10 protein-coding genes, 1 tRNA gene and 3 rRNA genes are annotated in these 18,292 nt (G+C 62.7%); 4 read left to right on the top strand and 10 right to left on the bottom strand.

Going from position 1 to position 18,292, the window contains the following annotated elements; all coding sequences use genetic code 11:
* Window positions 1–17: 17 nt before the first annotated feature.
* The 5 genes from ACQ3DC_RS20315 to ACQ3DC_RS20295 all read right to left on the bottom strand — a co-directional run bounded on the left by ACQ3DC_RS20315 (window position 18) and on the right by ACQ3DC_RS20295 (window position 5,164).
* Window positions 18–1,271, bottom strand: a complete 1,254-nt coding sequence (locus tag ACQ3DC_RS20315) for an MFS transporter (protein ID WP_430753057.1) — start codon at window positions 1,269–1,271, stop codon at window positions 18–20.
* An 11-nt stretch (window positions 1,272–1,282) separates the two neighbouring features.
* Window positions 1,283–3,454 (bottom strand): elongation factor G-like protein EF-G2, encoded by a 2,172-nt coding sequence (locus ACQ3DC_RS20310; protein WP_323056481.1) that lies wholly within the window; start codon window positions 3,452–3,454, stop codon window positions 1,283–1,285.
* Between the two features lie 98 nt (window positions 3,455–3,552).
* A complete protein-coding gene (locus ACQ3DC_RS20305; protein ID WP_430753056.1) occupies window positions 3,553–3,978 on the bottom strand; it encodes a ChaB family protein in 426 nt (141 codons plus the stop codon).
* A gap of 76 nt (window positions 3,979–4,054) precedes the next feature.
* Window positions 4,055–4,131 (bottom strand) — tRNA-Thr (locus tag ACQ3DC_RS20300).
* Window positions 4,132–4,288: 157 nt separating this feature from the next.
* Window positions 4,289–5,164 (bottom strand): DsbA family protein, encoded by an 876-nt coding sequence (locus tag ACQ3DC_RS20295; protein WP_157239089.1) that lies wholly within the window; start codon window positions 5,162–5,164, stop codon window positions 4,289–4,291.
* 179 nt (window positions 5,165–5,343) lie between these two features.
* Between ACQ3DC_RS20295 and ACQ3DC_RS20290 the strand changes: the two genes are divergently transcribed.
* From ACQ3DC_RS20290 to ACQ3DC_RS20275, 4 genes are all read left to right on the top strand, one after another.
* On the top strand, window positions 5,344–6,846 hold the full coding sequence (locus ACQ3DC_RS20290; protein WP_157239090.1) for an alpha,alpha-trehalose-phosphate synthase (UDP-forming): 1,503 nt from the start codon (window positions 5,344–5,346) through the stop codon (window positions 6,844–6,846).
* Window positions 6,836–7,672, top strand: a complete 837-nt coding sequence (otsB, locus tag ACQ3DC_RS20285; RefSeq protein ID WP_430753055.1) for a trehalose-phosphatase — start codon at window positions 6,836–6,838, stop codon at window positions 7,670–7,672. The genes ACQ3DC_RS20290 and otsB overlap by 11 nt, the downstream gene beginning before the upstream one ends.
* 232 nt (window positions 7,673–7,904) lie before the next feature.
* Complete coding sequence (locus ACQ3DC_RS20280; RefSeq protein ID WP_018762103.1) at window positions 7,905–8,987, top strand: ABC transporter ATP-binding protein; 1,083 nt, start codon at window positions 7,905–7,907, stop codon at window positions 8,985–8,987.
* A 123-nt stretch (window positions 8,988–9,110) separates the two neighbouring features.
* Window positions 9,111–10,529 (top strand): DUF4032 domain-containing protein, encoded by a 1,419-nt coding sequence (locus ACQ3DC_RS20275; protein ID WP_157239094.1) that lies wholly within the window; start codon window positions 9,111–9,113, stop codon window positions 10,527–10,529.
* Between the two features lie 15 nt (window positions 10,530–10,544).
* On the opposite strand, the gene ACQ3DC_RS20270 is transcribed toward ACQ3DC_RS20275, so the two are convergent.
* From ACQ3DC_RS20270 to ACQ3DC_RS20250, 5 genes are all read right to left on the bottom strand, one after another.
* Complete coding sequence (locus tag ACQ3DC_RS20270) at window positions 10,545–11,915, bottom strand: FAD-binding oxidoreductase (protein WP_430753054.1); 1,371 nt, start codon at window positions 11,913–11,915, stop codon at window positions 10,545–10,547.
* Window positions 11,916–11,980: 65 nt separating this feature from the next.
* On the bottom strand, window positions 11,981–12,487 hold the full coding sequence (locus ACQ3DC_RS20265) for a hypothetical protein (protein WP_430753053.1): 507 nt from the start codon (window positions 12,485–12,487) through the stop codon (window positions 11,981–11,983).
* Between the two features lie 138 nt (window positions 12,488–12,625).
* Window positions 12,626–12,742, bottom strand: a 5S ribosomal RNA gene (rrf, locus tag ACQ3DC_RS20260).
* A 225-nt stretch (window positions 12,743–12,967) separates the two neighbouring features.
* Window positions 12,968–16,094, bottom strand: a 23S ribosomal RNA gene (locus ACQ3DC_RS20255).
* A gap of 493 nt (window positions 16,095–16,587) precedes the next feature.
* A 16S ribosomal RNA gene (locus tag ACQ3DC_RS20250) occupies window positions 16,588–18,110 on the bottom strand.
* The 16S, 23S and 5S rRNA genes sit together here, the layout of an rRNA operon.
* Window positions 18,111–18,292 lie beyond the last annotated feature (182 nt).

Raw genomic sequence — 18,292 nt, 5'->3', positions numbered from 1 at the left:
GCCCGGGTCTTTGCAGCTCAGGGCGCTGCCGCGACTCCGGTAGCAACATCCGCCGGCGAGCGCTGCCGACGGCTGAGCAGGATAAGGGGAGCCGCAATCAGTTGCACTGCCCCACCCACGGCCAGTGAAGCCGGGTAGCCGTAGAGGTCCGCGGTCCGGCCGAGCAGCGGCTGCACCACCACTCCCCCGGCCGAGCCCATCAGGGAATCGAAGCTCAGCACTGTGGCACGCTGCTTCGAGGCAATCATGTCGTTCAGGTATGCCTGCCGGACGGGCGTGCCGGCCGAGGACACGATTGCCCAGAGTGCCAGGAGCACCAACGCCAGCCAGAAGACGCTGGTGAACATGAGCACCACCAGGATGAGTGCACTGGCCACGTTCGTGGCTATCAGCACGCTGGTCCGCCGCCGGACCAGTTTCCGGACCCGGGGCGCCATCCATCCGCCGACGACGTCCGCTCCTGCCACCAGGGCCGCCGCCAGGCCCGCTATGGCATAGGCCCGCGGGTCTCCGAAAAGCTGAAGCAGGTAGGGCTGCAGGGCATAGAAAACGTAGATGCCCACCCCTTCGGTGAACGGGGCCGCCAGCATGATGAAGCGGACGGGCGGGTTCTTCAGTCCGTTGTCCACGGATGCCCGCAATACTGCCCGGGTGGCCTGCAGCGGATGGGCCGAACGTTCAGGCGTGAAGCCGACGTCGTGCATGAGCAGGAAGGCCACGGCGAACATGGCGGTGAGCACGCCCACCCGAACGAGGAACGGAACACCGAGGTTGCTGGCCTGGGCAATGACCCCGCCGGCCACGGAGCCCGCCAGCATGGCAACGCCGGAGACCATCTGCCCCCGGCCAAGCACCGTTTCCAGCCCGCCTTCGTAACCGGCGAAACTCAGGGCGTCCACCAGCCAGGCCTCCACTGCGCCGGAGAAGAAGGTGAAGCCCAGGCCCAGCAGGACCGAGACCACGGCCCACCACCAGAACGGGGCTGAAAACTGCCACAGCAGGTAGTACAGGAAGGTGGACCCGGCCAGCGTGAGTGTGCCCAGCAGGAAGGAAACCCGGCGGCCCCAACTGTCCGCCACTACTCCGGTCGGCACCTCGAACAGCACCATGCCGGCCGTAAAGAAGGCATTCGCGGCAAAGGCCTCCAGGTTGCTTAGGCCCGCATCCAGCAGGAAGAGCGTGTTGATGCCCCAGATGAACGAGGCCGCCAGGGTGTTTCCCAGGGTCAGCGTCAGGTAGACGCGCTGGATCTTCCTGGCTGCGTCGTTCATGGCAGGTGCGGCTACGGGGTGCTGAAGCTGGCGGGTACCGGATCATGCCGCAGGTACCGGCGGCGGAAGCGCCCGGATCCCGCGGTGAGGGCCCGCAAATCGACGGCATAGCGCAGCAGTTCCTGGTCCGGGACTTCAGCGCTGATTTCGGTCAGGCCGTCACCGGAGGAGGTGGTTCCGGTGAGCCTGCCGCGCCTGGCGGACAAGTCACTCATCACGGACCCCACGTGCTCGTCCGTTACAGTGATGACCACCGATGACACCGGCTCCAGGAGTTGGATCCGCCCTGCTGCCGCCGCCTCGCGCAGGGCCAGCGCCCCGGCGGCCTGGAATGCGGCATCGGAGGAATCCACGCTGTGCGCTTTGCCTCCCGTGAGCGTCACCCGCAGGTCCACCACCGGGAAGCCCGCGCTGACCCCCTTTTCCATCTGGGCACGGACGCCCTTCTCCACGGACGGGATGAACGTCCCCGGGATCACGCCGCCCACCGTCCTGTCCACGAATTCGAAGCCACCGCCGCGTGGCAGGGGTTCCACGTCAATATCGCAGACAGCATATTGCCCGTGGCCGCCGGACTGCTTGACGTGCCGCCCATGGCCGGCGGCGGGGGCCGAGAAAGTTTCACGCAAGGGCGTCACCACGTCCACCGTATGCAGCTTCACGCCCTGGTCCCGCAACCTGTCCAGCACCACCTCGGCGTGGGCCTCCCCCATGCACCAAAGGACGAGCTGATGCGTTTCCTGGTTCCGTTCCACCCGCAAGGTGGGATCGCCGGCCGCGATCTTCCCCAGGCTGCGCGCCAGGGCGTCTTCGTCACTGCGCGAATCAGCCTCCACGGCCACGGGCAGCAGCGGCTCGGGCATCTCCCAGGTGGCCAGCAGCAGCGGCCGGTCCCGGCCGGAGATGGTGTCTCCGGTTTCGGCGCTTCCCAGTTTCGCCACCGCGCAAATGTCCCCCGCCACGCAGTGCGGGACAGGCCGCAGCGAGGCACCGAGCGGGGAGTAGAGGTGCGTAACGCGTTCGTCCGTGTCGTGGTCCTGGTGGCCGCGGTCGGCCAGGCCCTGGCCGGTAACGTGCACCGGAGCATCCTCCCGGAGCGTGCCGGAGAAAACCCGGACCAGGCAGATCCGGCCCAGGAACGGGTCGATGGAGGTGCGGACCACCTCTGCCGCCAACTGGCCCTCCGGATCGCAGGACAAGGGCCCGGCGGGCGCGCCCGCCAGGTCCGTCACCTCGGGCACCCGGCCGTCCGACGGAGGCGGGAAGGCCCGGACCAGGACCTCCACCAGTTCCGCGGTCCCCAGTCCGCTGACGGCCGACGTGGACAGGACGGGGAAAAAGGACCCGCGCTCGACGGCGGTTTCCAGGTCAGCGACAAGGACGTCGGTTTCGATGTCCTCGCCTGCCAGGTAGCGGTCCATCAGGGTTTCGTCTTCGCTCTCGCCGATGATCCCCTCGATGAGGTCCCCCCTGGCGGCACCGAAGGCCGCAAGTTCGTCGGGGGTCGCTTCGCGCGTCGTTGCGGACAGCTCCCCGGATGAGTAATCGCTGACCGTCCCGGACAGCAGGCCGAGCAGGCCGGTGACCTCAGCGCCCGTCCGGACCGGAACGTACAGCGGCAGGACGCCCTCGCCGAAGGACTTCCGGCAGGCGGCCAGGACGCCGTCGTAATCTGCCCGCGGGTGGTCCATGCGGGTGATGGCGACGGCACGGGGCAGGCGCATGTGCTCGCATTCATCCCACAGCGCGGTGGTGGTGGCGTCGATTCCGTCGACCGCGGACACCACGAACAGGGCGGCATCCGCGGCGCGGAGTCCTGCACGGAGTTCGCCGATGAAATCCGGGTAGCCCGGGGTGTCCAGGAGGTTCACTTTGATGCCGTCAACCAGCAGCGGCACCAGCGACAGGGTCACTGAGCGCTGCTGGTGGACCGCGGCGGGGTCGGAATCGCTGACGGTGGTCCCGTCCGGAATGGATCCCTTGCGGGTGATCATGCCGTTGGCAGCGAGCAGCGCCTCGATCAGCATGGTCTTCCCGGCACCTGAATGGCCTACAAGCGCCACGTTCCGGATTTTGGCGGGCTCCTCTGCTGCGATTCCGGCGGAGGCATCGGCACGTCGGGACTCGGGTCCGTTCCTTCCGGCCGCTGTCCTGGCTGAGTCCTTGGTGCCTCTGACCGACATGGGAACCTCCTGGCGCCTTCGCCATCCAACCGGGCTGAACATGTCCTCTGATTCGACACCCTGCAGGGGCTGTACGGCAAGGGCAGGCAGAAGGGAAATTACGAGCCGCGGGCCTTCCGGGTAGCCGCATCGTTGGCCTTCTGGATGGCTTTGACCAGTTCGTCCTTATCCATCTTGGAACGGCCGTCGATGTGCAGCTCCTGCGCGAGCTTATAGAGATGTTCCTTCGAGGCGTTCGCGTTCACGCCGCCCGCGGTGGGCTCGGAGGACCGCACGCCCCCTTCGGCCCGTTTGTCCGAGGGGCCGCGTTTTTCCTTCGGCTCCCACTGGTCGCCCACCTTCTCGTAGCTGTGCTTGAGCGAGGCGTAAGCTGCCCGGGCGGCCCTTTGCTCGTCATTGTCGTAGCTCTCAAGGGCTGAATCGTAGGTTTTGGCGAACGTGTCCTGGGCCTTCCGCCCGGAGCGCTGCAGGGTCGAGGGCAGCTCATCCTTGCGGGCGTGGCCGTTCTTTCCGGTCTTGGGCATGGCACCCACACTCCTTTTATCAGCAGGCTGATGGTCGGGATAGAACCAGCTTAGCCGTCCGGAGAGGAGAGGGTAGTGGAGCCCCCTGTCGGATTCGAACCGACGACCCCCGCTTTACAAGAGCGGTGCTCTGGCCAACTGAGCTAAGGAGGCGTGCCCCTGCGGGCTGGCGCCTGAACGGCGCTAGATAAGGTTAGCCCAAGTGGCGCCGGTGGTAAAAACGCCCGCGCCAAGGCCCCATACCGGCCTTAAAGACGGCGGCCCGTTCCGGGAAGAATCCGGAACGGGCCGCCGATGTGCCGTTGGGCTCTTAGGCCTTGGCGTCGATGGCCGCCTGGATCTCGGCGTTCAGGTCCGAGGCGCCGTCCCACTTCTTGCCGTCGATGAAGATGGTGGGCGTCCCCGAGATGCCGGAGTTTGCGGCAAGGTCGGTGGAGTACTTGACGTAGGGACGGAAAGTCTTGTCGTCCACGCAGCTGTTGATGTCTGCGCCAACGTCGCTGGCCAGGGACTTCAACTTGTCATCTGACAGGCCGGCTCCGCCCTCGGCGGGCTGGTTGTCGAAGAGGATATTGATGTAATCCGCATACTTCCCGGGGGCCTTGTCTGCAACGCACGCGGCGGCGTTCGCGGAACGTGAGGAGTAGTTGGTGCTGGACTGGCGGTCCAGGAAGCCCAGCGGCCGGTACTCCATAGTGATCTTGCCTTCATTGCGAAGGCTGGTCAGGGCCTCGTTGTATGTTTCCTCGAACCGGAGGCAAACGGGGCAGATGAAGTCGATGTATGCAATGACCTTGACCGGCTGTCCCGCTTCGGCCTCGGCCCCCGGCGCCACCACGGGGTTGGGCTGTGTTTCAGGCTTGGCCGGAAGATTGGCCATGTCCACCGTGGCCGGGTCCGTCTTCTTCACTTCGGAGTTGGCCAGCAGGGTCACGCCGCCGTTGACGTTGGCGTTGGCCGGCACCGGACCCTGGTCGGCGATGGGGGTGTTCTGCCTGATGCTGGTGGTCACCACCAGCGCAACGACAGCCAGGATGGCGACGACGGCGGCCACGATGCCCCAGCCGATGAGCAGCTTGTTGCGCTTGTCCTTCTTCAGCTGCGCTTCACGGATCTGGCGCGCCTTTTCCCGCGCCTCCGCGGTGCGCTCAGCCTTGGACTTACGTACTTCGTTTGCGGGGCTCATGTGTTCCTTGGGTCGGTTGACGTGGGGGGACCACTTCGTGGCAACTCCTACATTTTAGGGGAGAAAGCTGGGAGCTTGCGCTTTCAACTAACCGCCGGGTTGACCAACGGACGAATAGCACGGAAGATTCCGTCCCGTTAGGGTGGGCTGAGAGGCACAAGCAACCCCAGGGGGCCGCAATGCAAACACCCGTCCAGGAAAAACCTTCCGCAACATCTACGTCCGGCACCGCCGGCTCCGCCCACGGCGGAGCCACGAAGTACGACTTCATGGTGGTGTCGAACAGGCTGCCGGTGGACCGTTGCGCACCCGGGGAAAGCGGGGATGACGGCTCCGGCTGGCGCCGGTCCCCCGGCGGGCTGGTGACTGCGCTGGCCCCCATGATGACCAAGACCGACGGCGCGTGGGTAGGGTGGCACGGCGCCCCCGACGAGACAGTCAAACCCTTTAGCCACGGCGGCATGGACCTGGTCCCCGTCCAGCTCAGCACCGACGAAGTGGAGCTCTATTACGAGGGGTTCTCGAACGCCACCCTCTGGCCGCTGTACCACGACGTCATCGCCCCGCCGGAGTTCCACCGTACGTGGTGGGACGCCTACCGCAAGGTCAACAGGAGGTTCGCCGACGCCGTCGTGCGCCACGCCGATCACGGCGCCACGGTGTGGGTACAGGACTACCAGCTCCAGCTGGTGCCGCGCCTGCTGCGCGAAGCGCGGCCGGACCTCCGGATCGGGTTCTTCAACCACATCCCGTTCCCGCCGCCGGAGATCTTTGCGCAGCTGCCGTGGCGCCAGGCCATCATTGACGGGCTCCTCGGTGCCGACCTGGTGGGCTTCCAGCGGCCCAGCGATGCCGGAAACTTCATGCGCTCCGCACGCCGCTTCCTCGGCGCCAGCGTTAAGCAGCAGCAGGTCCATGTGAAGGGCCAGGACGGCGCCGTTACGCACATTGCCCGGGCGCAGGCATTCCCCATCTCCATTGACGTCCGGCAGATCACCGAACTGGCCTCCAACCCGGACATCATTGAGCGGGCCCGCCAGATCCGGCAGGACCTCGGGAACCCCAAGACGATCCTGCTCGGCGTCGACCGCCTGGACTACACCAAGGGCATCCGGCACCGGCTGAAGGCCTTTGAGGAGCTCCTGGCGGACGGCAAGCTTTCCGTTGGCGACGCCACCCTGATCCAGGTGGCCAGTCCCAGCCGCGAGCGCGTTGAGCAGTACCGCCTCCTGCGCGAGGAGGTGGAGGGCACGGTGGGCCATATCAACGGCACCTACGACACCATCGAGAACACCGCCGTACGCTACCTGCACCACAGCTATCCGGTGGAGGAGATGGTGGCGCTGTACCTTGCTGCCGACGTCATGCTGGTGACGGCTCTTCGGGACGGCATGAACCTTGTGGCCAAGGAATACGTGACGGCGCGCACCAACAACGACGGTGCCCTGGTCCTCAGTGAGTTCGCCGGTGCAGCCGACCAGCTCAAGCAGGCACTGCTGATTAATCCGCATGACATTGACGGCCTCAAAGGCGCCATCATGCGTGCCGTGAACCTGGAACAGCGGGACGCGTCCCGGCGGATGCGGGCCATGCGCAAGCAGATCCTCGAGCACGACGTGGACCACTGGTCCGCCGACTTCCTGCGCGCGCTCAACGAAAAGGTGGTCCGCGATGACTCATGACGCCCGCCACGCCAAGGACCGGCTTTCGCTGTCCCCCGAGCTCCGGGAAGCCATCCGGCGGATCGCCGGGACCGAGCACCTGCTCGTGGCCATGGATTTCGACGGCACGATGGCGCCCATCGTCGGCCGCGCCGACGACGCCCGGCCGCTGCCGCGCTCGGCGGCCGCCTTCGCCGGCCTCGCCGTGCTTCCACGGACGACGACGGCACTCATCTCCGGCCGCGCCCTCGCCAGCCTGCGCGCCGTCGCCTCCCCTCCGGTGGACACGCTCCTCATCGGCAGCCATGGCGCCGAGGCATGGCTGGGTCCGGGATCCGCCGGGCTCACGCTCGATGAAGGGCAAAAGGCCCTCCTGGCCGAGGTGCGCACCGTCCTGGAGGACATCGTCAGGGAAGTTCCCGGCACCACGCTTGAGGACAAGCCCGCAGGGGTGGTCCTCCATACCCGCCTCGCCGCCGATGATGTCGCCGAAGACGCCGTGGCTGCTGCCCGCTCCCTGCTGCAGGACCGGAAGGGGGTGTTCCTCAAGGACGGCAAGCGGGTCCTTGAAACCTCGGTGGTCAACGCGTCCAAAGGCGAGGGCGTCACCTTCCTGCGGCAGATCACCGGAGCTACCGGTGTCCTGTTCGCCGGCGATGACACCACGGACGAAGACGCCCTGGCGCGCCTGGAGCCGGGGGACGTAGGCGTCAAGGTGGGCCTTGACTTCACCCAGGCCGAATACCGCGTTGAGGCTCCGGTCCATATTGCCGAACTGCTGGAGGTGCTGCTCCAGGAGCGGAGCATCGCCGTGGCAGAGGAGGACCCCGCAGCCGCGCAGGGGTAGTGCAGTCCGGCCCGGGCATGCGCAAGCTCACATGTGATGACCGTAACATTTGCAACCATTGTTGAAACATCTGACATACTCTTGCATGTGATGTGGCGCACAAGAACCGTGCGGCGTCACTCGGCGCTCCTCGGCCTCGGCCCGGGAGCGTCAGCAGCACAAAACTGAACAAACATGAACCATTCACAACGGATCGTCCGGCACGTACCTGCCGGTGAAGGGATTGATAACTGTGGCTACAGTTACTTTTGATAACGCTACGCGTCTGTACCCGGGCACAGATAAGCCCGCCGTCGATAAGCTCAACATCGACATCGCCGATGGCGAATTCCTGGTCCTCGTTGGACCCTCCGGTTGCGGCAAGTCCACCTCCCTGCGCATGCTCGCAGGCCTTGAGGACGTCAACGCCGGCCGGATCCTGATCGGTGACCGCGACGTCACCGATGTTCCCCCGAAGGACCGCGACATCGCGATGGTCTTCCAGAACTACGCGCTGTACCCGCACATGACTGTGGCCGACAACATGGGCTTCGCCCTGAAGATCGCAGGCGTTTCCAAGGAAGAGCGCGCCGAGCGCGTCCGCGAAGCCGCCAAGCTCCTTGACCTTGAGCAGTACCTGGACCGCAAGCCGAAGGCACTCTCCGGCGGCCAGCGCCAGCGCGTCGCCATGGGCCGCGCCATCGTGCGTAACCCCCAGGTCTTCCTCATGGATGAGCCGCTGTCCAACCTTGACGCCAAGCTCCGCGTGCAGACCCGTACGCAGATCGCATCCCTGACCCGCCGCCTCGGCGTCACCACCGTCTACGTGACGCACGACCAGGTCGAGGCCATGACCATGGGCGACCGCGTTGCAGTGCTGAAGGATGGCCTGCTGCAGCAGGTTGACACGCCGCGCAACCTGTACGACCGTCCCAAGAACGTCTTCGTTGCCGGCTTCATCGGCTCCCCCGCCATGAACCTGCTGGAACTCCCCGTGGTGGACGGCGGCGTGCAGTTCGGCGGCACCGTTTACCCCGTGCCGCGCGACGTCCTCGAGGAAGCACACGGCTCCACCGTTACCCTTGGAAGCCGGCCGGAAGACCTCGAGACCGCGCCGCAGGGTGAAGGCCTGAAGGTTGAGGTCGACGTCGTCGAAGAGCTCGGCGCCGACGCCTACGTTTACGGCCACACCACGCTTGACGGCAAGGACCACGACATCGTGGCCCGCGTCGACGGCCGCCGCCCCCCGATGAAGGGCGAGGTCATCTACGTCCGTCCGCAGTCGGGCCACGTGCACCTGTTCGACACCAAGACCGGCCTGCGCCTCGGCGACTGATTCCCAGCAAAAGCCAAACCGACGGCGGCCCGCACCTTTACGCAATGGTGCGGGCCGCCGTCGGCCTTTAACTGCGGCCCAGGAGAATTTAGCGGGCCGCCCGATGTACGGAAGAATTGAGCCATGACCGAGGAATACAGCGCCCAGTGGCACGACGAACCCACCGACTACGGGCAGATCGGGAAGCTGCCGCGGTTTGTGGCCGCCAGTGCTGACGACGGCAAGGCAGCCTCGGTCTCCAGCTCGCTGAACATCACGGCGGCGGCCGCGGACCCCGAGCTCCTGGACCTGCCGTGGCACATTGCCCTGGAAGACTGGCCCGCAGAGAACCTGGCCGCACTGCCGCGCGGCATCTCCCGCCACATCGTGCGCTTCGCCCATCTTGGCGGCTCCGTCATCGCCATCAAGGAGACGTCGGAGCACGTGGCCCGGCACGAGTACCACATGCTCCGCAAGCTGGCCCGGCTGGATGTCCCCTGCGTGGAGCCGGTGGCCGTGATTACCGGCCGCACCACCCTGGACGGGCGTCCGCTGAACCCGGTGCTGGTCACCCGGCACTTGAAGTTCTCCATGCCGTACCGCGCCCTGTTCTCCCAAATGCTCCGCAAGGACACGCTGACGCGCCTTATCGACGCCCAGGCGCTGCTGCTGGTGCGCCTCCACCTCATCGGCTTCTACTGGGGCGACGTGTCCCTTTCCAATACGCTGTTCAGGCGCGATGCCGGAGCATTTGCCGCCTACCTGGTTGACGCGGAGACCGGCGAGCTGTACCCGGACCTGTCCACGGGCCAGCGTGAATATGACCTCGAGATCGCCCGGGTCAACATTGCGGGCGAGCTGATGGACCTGCTCGACGGCGGGCTGATCGAGGAAAAAGTGGACCCGGTGGCCACCAGCGAGCTGATCATGGACAGCTACCGCCGCCTGTGGCAGGAGCTTACCGAAAAGGAGTCCTTCGAACTGGGTGAGCGCTGGCGGGTCAGCGCCCGGATCCGCCGGCTCAACGAACTCGGCTTCGACGTCGAGGAATACGCCATCAAGACCACCCAGAACGGCACCACCATCCAGCTGCAGCCCAAGGTGGTGGACGCGGGGCACCACCAGCGGCGGTTGCTGAGGCTTACGGGCATCGACGCCCAGGAGAACCAGGCCCGCCGCCTCCTCAATGACATGGATTCGTTCCGCGCAGACAACAACCCGGGCATGGACGAGGAATACAGCGCCCACCTCTGGGTCAGCCAGATCTTCGAGCCGATCGTCAGGTCCATTCCGCGGGACCTTTCCGGCAAGCTCGAACCCGCTGAAGTGGTGCACGAAGTCCTGGAACACCGCTGGTACATGTCCGAAAAGCAGGAACGGCACATCCCGCTGGCGGAGGCTGTGCAGTCCTACATCGACTCAATCCTGCGGCACCGCCGGGACGAGGCCGCCATCATGCTGAACCCGGATACGGAGCTGTTGAAGATCCTCGAAGTGGAGACCGAGGAGTCGCGCTACGGCGAAGACGAGTCAATCGACGAGTACCCCGACTCGGACGACTGAACCGCACGCCAAACCCTAGATAGCCTTCCCGGGGTTGAGGATGCCCGCAGGATCAAACAGTTCCTTGATCCTGCGCTGGAGTTCCCGGACCGGCTCCGCCTGTTCCTGGCCCAGCCAGCGCAATTTGTACTGGCCAACTCCGTGCTCGCCCGTAATCGTCCCGCCCATTTCCAGCGCGGCTGTGATGGACTCGTCCAGGACCCGTTGCAGCCGTTCCATGGCGCCGGCGTCCACCTCGTTGCCCGTGCGGTCGATCCAGAAGGTGGGGTGCAGGTTTCCGTCGCCGGCATGGGCCACCACCTTGAGGTGTACGGCGTGGTCCACGGCCATCGCTTCCAGGGCGGCAACGTAATCCACCAGCCGGGAACGGGGCACGGCGACGTCCTCGCCCACGCGGTATTCGTCGTCGACCTCCACTCCCCTGCTGTGCCGGCGAAGCTCCACCAACCGCTCCGCCTCGGCGCTGGCCTCGGTGGTGACAGCTGCGCCCCCGGCCCGGAGGACGTCCCGCACTACCTGGGCCTCCGCGGCTGCACCGAACCCGTCTGTCTGGATCAGGAGCAATGACCGGCCCCGGGCGGTGAGGTCAGAGCCGTGGATGTCATCGAGCTGGGCCAGCGTACCGCCATCAAGCAATTCCATGATGGCGGGCTGCACCCGTGCTTTGCCGACGGCCAGGACACCCGCGGCAGCCTGCCGGAAGTCCGGGTAGAACGCCGCGACCGTGTGAACCTCCTGCGGCAGGTACTTCAAGCGGACCGTAACCCCGACGACGATGCCGAGCGTGCCCTCGGACCCCACGAACAGGCTGGTGAGGTCGTACCCGGCCACGCCCTTGAACGTCTGGTGGCCGGTATGGATGAGCGACCCATCAGCCAGCACCACGTCCAGCGCGAGGACCGAGTCCCTGGTGACCCCGTATTTCGCACATCGCAACCCGCCGGCGTTCGTGGCAACGTTCCCGCCGATGGTGGAGCTGCGGAAGCTGGCTGGATCCGGCGCGTACATCAGCCCATGCATGGCGGCAGCCTCATTGAGGGCTGCGTTCACCACCCCGGGCTCCACCGCTGCCGTTTCGTCATCCGGACTGAGGGCGAGGATGCGGTCCATGCGCTCCAAGGAAAGGATGATGCAGTTCTCCGTGGCATGGGCCCCGCCGGAGACTCCCGTCCCCGCGCCGCGGGCCACGAGGGCAACACTGCTGCCTGCGCAGGCGCGGACGACGGCCTGGACGTCTGCCACGGATTCCGGGAAGACCACGGCCAACGGCAGCTGAAAGTCGATGATGGGGGCCTGGTCCACGGCGTACCTGCGGAGCGCGGCCTCGCCCACCTCTATCTGCCCGGGCGCAAGGATGGCTTCCAGCTCGTCTACTATGCTTCCCACGAAGCCTCCGTCCCTCGTAGCGCGTGTTCCCCCAGTCTAGGCCGGGCTAGGACGGGGGCCTGACCCTATGCGCCCGGGTCGCCTACAGCACCCATGAAACGAGCGTACCGCGCAAGGATCCCCGGCCAGTCGCTGGCATACTTCGCCCTGGTGGCGGCAGGATCTTCGGCACCTTCCCACCCCTCATGGAAGACCCGGACCTCGGTGCCGTCCGCAACGGCACGGAAGGCGACGAGGAGTTCAGTGGACCACAGCGCGGTGGTGCCGGGATGCCACGTGGCATGGAATGACAATGGCGGCTGCCAGTCATCAAGGGTTCCCCAGATGGTGGTCCGGCCGTCGTCGGCTGTCTCCAGGATGAGGTTCTCCTCGAATTCCACGTAGGAGCCCGCACCGTAGACGCCGTGCGATTCCAGGGGCCACCACAGGTGCGTGTGGTCTGTAAAGCCCGCGAAGGCATGGCCAACGCTTCCCGGAACTATCACCGTGTTCACCACGGGGCCCAGTGCCTCGGGGGCCGATTCGTCGTCGTTCCCGGTGGGTTCCTGCGCGTGGCTGAAGAGGCTGTCCATGGTGCCCAACTTTACCGTCTGCGTGGCCTCCCACGCCGCGGCCCTTGGCTGCGGGTAGCCGGCGTGCTGGTGGTTGTAACCCGGGGGTTAAATGCAGCAGGGCCCTGACGTTGTTGTCAGGGCCCTGCTTGAATGTATGTCCGGCGGTGACCTACTCTCCCACACCCTCCCGGGTGCAGTACCATCGGCGCTGTGGGTCTTAGCTTCCGGGTTCGGAATGGGACCGGGCGTTTCCCCCACGCTATGACCGCCGTAACCTTGTTACCCGTCCGCCCGGGTGTCCCGGGGGGTGGGAAGTGTTGTGGTTACAACATGCTTTCCTGCCCGTGTGAGGGCAGGGTGGTGTTGTTATTCAGTTGGTGTTCCCTGCAACAAATGGTTTGTTGTTCGGGAACCACATAGTGGACGCAAGCAGTCTTGTTATCTTTTTACCAACCCTGGTGTGGAACCGCTTTTGAACCGGTTTCACGGGTGTGGTGTGTGGTGTAAGTTATCGGCCTATTAGTACCGGTCAGCTTCACGAGTCGTTAGTCCTCGCTTCCACATCCGGCCTATCAACCCAGTGGTCTGGCTGGGGGCCTCTCACACACGAGGTGTATGGAAATCTCATCTTGAAGCGAGCTTCCCGCTTAGATGCTTTCAGCGGTTATCCCATCCGAACGTAGCTAATCAGCGGTGCACTTGGCAGTACAACTGACACACCAGAGGTTCGTCCGTCCCGGTCCTCTCGTACTAAGGACAGCCCTTCTCAAATTTCCTGCGCGCGCAGCGGATAGGGACCGAACTGTCTCACGACGTTCTAAACCCAGCTCGCGTACCGCTTTAATGGGCGAACAGCCCAACCCTTGGGACCTACTCCAGCCCCAGGATGCGACGAGCCGACATCGAGGTGCCAAACCATGCCGTCGATATGGACTCTTGGGCAAGATCAGCCTGTTATCCCCGAGGTACCTTTTATCCGTTGAGCGACGGCCATTCCACAATGTACCGCCGGATCACTAGTCCCGACTTTCGTCCCTGCTCGAGATGTCTCTCTCACAGTCAAGCTCCCTTGTGCACTTACACTCGACACCTGATTGCCAACCAGGCTGAGGGAACCTTTGGGCGCCTCCGTTACTTTTTAGGAGGCAACCGCCCCAGTTAAACTACCCATCAGGCACTGTCCCTGACCCGGATTACGGGCCGAAGTTAGATGTCCAAAGTGACCAGAGTGGTATTTCAACGATGACTCCACCCGAACTGGCGTCCGGGCTTCAACGTCTCCCACCTATCCTACACAAGCCACTCCGAACACCAATACCAAACTATAGTAAAGGTCTCGGGGTCTTTCCGTCCTGCTGCGCGTAACGAGCATCTTTACTCGTACTGCAATTTCGCCGAGTTTATGGTTGAGACAGCGGGGAAGTCGTTACTCCATTCGTGCAGGTCGGAACTTACCCGACAAGGAATTTCGCTACCTTAGGATGGTTATAGTTACCACCGCCGTTTACTGGGGCTTAAATTCTCAGCTTCGCCTTGCGGCTAACCGGTCCTCTTAACCTTCCAGCACCGGGCAGGAGTCAGTCCGTATACATCGTCTTGCGACTTCGCACGGACCTGTGTTTTTAGTAAACAGTCGCTTCCCCCTGGTCTCTGCGGCCCCGATCCCCTCCCACCAGCAAGTGGTGTTCAAGGTTGGGGCCCCCCTTCTCCCGAAGTTACGGGGGCATTTTGCCGAGTTCCTTAACCATAATTCTCTCGATCGCCTTAGTATTCTCTACCTGATCACCTGTGTCGGTTTGGGGTACGGGCGGCTAAAACCTCGCGTCGATGCTTTTCTCGGCAGCATAGGATCACCGAATCCCCCCAAACGGGGGTCCCATCAGATCTCAGGCATCATGAACAGCGGATTTGCCTACCGTTCGCCCTACATCCTTAGACCGGGACAACCATCGCCCGGCTCGGCTACCTTCCTGCGTCACACCTGTTAATACGCTTGCCTCCCAGGATCAGGTCCTGCGCTCCACCAAAACCCTTCACCCACAAGGGGTGTCAGGCAGGTCTCGGGCAGTTAGTATCCCCTGTTCAGCATGGGCGGTTTTTCGCCGGTACGGGAATATCAACCCGTTGTCCATCGACTACGCCTGTCGGCCTCGCCTTAGGTCCCGACTTACCCAGGGCAGATTAGCTTGACCCTGGAACCCTTGATCATTCGGCGGACGGGTTTCTCACCCGTCTTTCGCTACTCATGCCTGCATTCTCACTCGTGTAGGCTCCACCGCTGGTTTACACCGCGACTTCACCGCCCACACGACGCTCCCCTACCCATCCAAACGCCTGAACCACAAGGGCTTAGCTAATATTTGAATGCCACAACTTCGGCGGTGTACTTGAGCCCCGCTACATTGTCGGCGCGGAATCACTTGACCAGTGAGCTATTACGCACTCTTTTAAGGATGGCTGCTTCTAAGCCAACCTCCTGGTTGTCTTCGCAACTCCACATCCTTTCCCACTTAGCACACGCTTAGGGGCCTTAGTTGGTGGTCTGGGCTGTTTCCCTCTCGACTATGAAGCTTATCCCCCACAGTCTCACTGCTGCGCTCTCACTTACCGGCATTCGGAGTTTGGCTGACGTCAGTAACCTTGTAGGGCCCATTAGCCATCCAGTAGCTCTACCTCCAGCAAGAAACACGCAACGCTGCACCTAAATGCATTTCGGGGAGAACCAGCTATCACGAAGTTTGATTGGCCTTTCACCCCTACCCACAGCTCATCCCCTCCATTTTCAACTGAAGTGGGTTCGGTCCTCCACGACGTCTTACCGTCGCTTCAACCTGGCCATGGGTAGATCACTTCGCTTCGGGTCTAGATCACGCCACTGCAACGCCCTATTCAGACTCGCTTTCGCTACGGCTGCCCCACACGGGTTAACCTCGCGACGTAACACTAACTCGCAGGCTCATTCTTCAAAAGGCACGCCGTCACCAGAATCAGACTGGCTCCGACGGATTGTAAGCACACGGTTTCAGGTACTGTTTCACTCCCCTCCCGGGGTACTTTTCACCTTTCCCTCACGGTACTGGTCCGCTATCGGTCATTAGGGAGTATTTAGGCTTATCAGGTGGTCCTGACAGATTCGCACGGGATTTCTCGGGCCCCGTACTACTTGGGATACTCTCACAGGCGGTACACAACATTACGGTTACGGGGCTAACACCCTCTCTGGCCGGCCTTTCAAGACCGTTCACCTATGCCTGCACATCACACCCCACCAGCCCGGCAGAACTGGTATGGAAAGTCCCACAACCCCGACCATGCAACGCCCGCCGGCTATCACACATGGAACGGTTTAGCCTGATCCGCGTTCGCTCGCCACTACTAACGGAATCACTATTGTTTTCTCTTCCTGCGGGTACTGAGATGTTTCACTTCCCCGCGTTCCCTCCACGCACCCTATGTGTTCAGATGCGGGTCACCGAGTCACTCGCGCGCTCGGCGGGGTTTCCCCATTCGGACACCCTGGGATCACAGTCCGGTTATCGACTCCCCCAGGCTTATCGCAGATTCCTACGTCCTTCTTCGGCTCCTAATGCCAAGGCATCCACCGTGTGCTCTTAAAAACTTGACCACAAAAGATCAAAAACGCTAATTTTCGAGAGAACCACGAAAACCACTGCACCATCCCGAAAGACAGCACAACAGATCCAGGTTCATATTCTTGGAAATTGCTTCTTATAAAAGATGCTCGCGTCCACTATGTAGTTCTCAAACAACAACCCCAAACCACACACCCCACACACACAACATGCATGATCGGTGCAGCCAGGAAACCAGAAACAAACAAACCCGCAACCCCGCCCCACACGGGACGGAACCACGGCCCTGTTGCCTCAGGACCCAACAGTGTGCCAAACACGAAACCACCCGCACCCACCAGCACCCTTCCAGGAACCCCCGCAAAGAGGAACCGTACTAAGCACCGGAAAGAACCGGCAGCCGCTATTCGTTGATATTCCACCCTTGAGCACCCGCCGCAGAACTTGCGTCTGCGCAACGGGCTGTACTCCTGACAAACCCCCGCACCGCATACACGGCACGAACAATCTGTAGGTGCTCCTTAGAAAGGAGGTGATCCAGCCGCACCTTCCGGTACGGCTACCTTGTTACGACTTAGTCCCAATCGCCAGTCCCACCTTCGACAGCTCCCTCCCACAAGGGGTTAGGCCACCGGCTTCGGGTGTTACCAACTTTCGTGACTTGACGGGCGGTGTGTACAAGGCCCGGGAACGTATTCACCGCAGCGTTGCTGATCTGCGATTACTAGCGACTCCGACTTCATGGGGTCGAGTTGCAGACCCCAATCCGAACTGAGACCGGCTTTTTGGGATTAGCTCCACCTCACAGTATCGCAACCCTTTGTACCGGCCATTGTAGCATGCGTGAAGCCCAAGACATAAGGGGCATGATGATTTGACGTCGTCCCCACCTTCCTCCGAGTTGACCCCGGCAGTCTCCTATGAGTCCCCACCATCACGTGCTGGCAACATAGAACGAGGGTTGCGCTCGTTGCGGGACTTAACCCAACATCTCACGACACGAGCTGACGACAACCATGCACCACCTGTAAACCGACCGCAAGCGGGGCACCTGTCTCCAGGTATTACCGGTTCATGTCAAGCCTTGGTAAGGTTCTTCGCGTTGCATCGAATTAATCCGCATGCTCCGCCGCTTGTGCGGGCCCCCGTCAATTCCTTTGAGTTTTAGCCTTGCGGCCGTACTCCCCAGGCGGGGCACTTAATGCGTTAGCTACGGCGCGGAAAACGTGGAATGTCCCCCACACCTAGTGCCCAACGTTTACGGCATGGACTACCAGGGTATCTAATCCTGTTCGCTCCCCATGCTTTCGCTCCTCAGCGTCAGTTAATGCCCAGAGACCTGCCTTCGCCATCGGTGTTCCTCCTGATATCTGCGCATTTCACCGCTACACCAGGAATTCCAGTCTCCCCTACATCACTCTAGTCTGCCCGTACCCACCGCAGATCCGGAGTTGAGCCCCGGACTTTCACGGCAGACGCGACAAACCGCCTACGAGCTCTTTACGCCCAATAATTCCGGATAACGCTTGCGCCCTACGTATTACCGCGGCTGCTGGCACGTAGTTAGCCGGCGCTTCTTCTGCAGGTACCGTCACTTTCGCTTCTTCCCTACTGAAAGAGGTTTACAACCCGAAGGCCGTCATCCCTCACGCGGCGTCGCTGCATCAGGCTTGCGCCCATTGTGCAATATTCCCCACTGCTGCCTCCCGTAGGAGTCTGGGCCGTGTCTCAGTCCCAGTGTGGCCGGTCACCCTCTCAGGCCGGCTACCCGTCGTCGCCTTGGTAAGCCATTACCTCACCAACAAGCTGATAGGCCGCGAGTCCATCCAAAACCACAAAAAGCTTTCCACCCCCCACCATGCGATGAGGAGTCATATCCGGTATTAGACCCAGTTTCCCAGGCTTATCCCAGAGTTAAGGGCAGGTTACTCACGTGTTACTCACCCGTTCGCCACTAATCCCCCCACAAGTGAGGTTCATCGTTCGACTTGCATGTGTTAAGCACGCCGCCAGCGTTCATCCTGAGCCAGGATCAAACTCTCCGTTGAAGTAAAACAGACACAACCCCCAGCCCCGGGAAAACGGGACAAAAAGGCTGCACAAAATTTGAAACCAGCTGTAAAAACCAGACCACCCACAGGGGCGGATGACCCGGTCAATTCAACCAATCACTAAAACAATTGGTATCAACAAACTTGGCACACTATTGAGTTCTCAAACAACAGACACA

It is taken from the genome of Paenarthrobacter sp. NEAU-H11 (assembly GCF_050573415.1).
In the GTDB taxonomy this organism is placed as follows: Bacteria; Actinomycetota; Actinomycetes; order Actinomycetales; family Micrococcaceae; genus Arthrobacter.
This window is presented reverse-complemented; position numbering and strand designations above follow the sequence as displayed.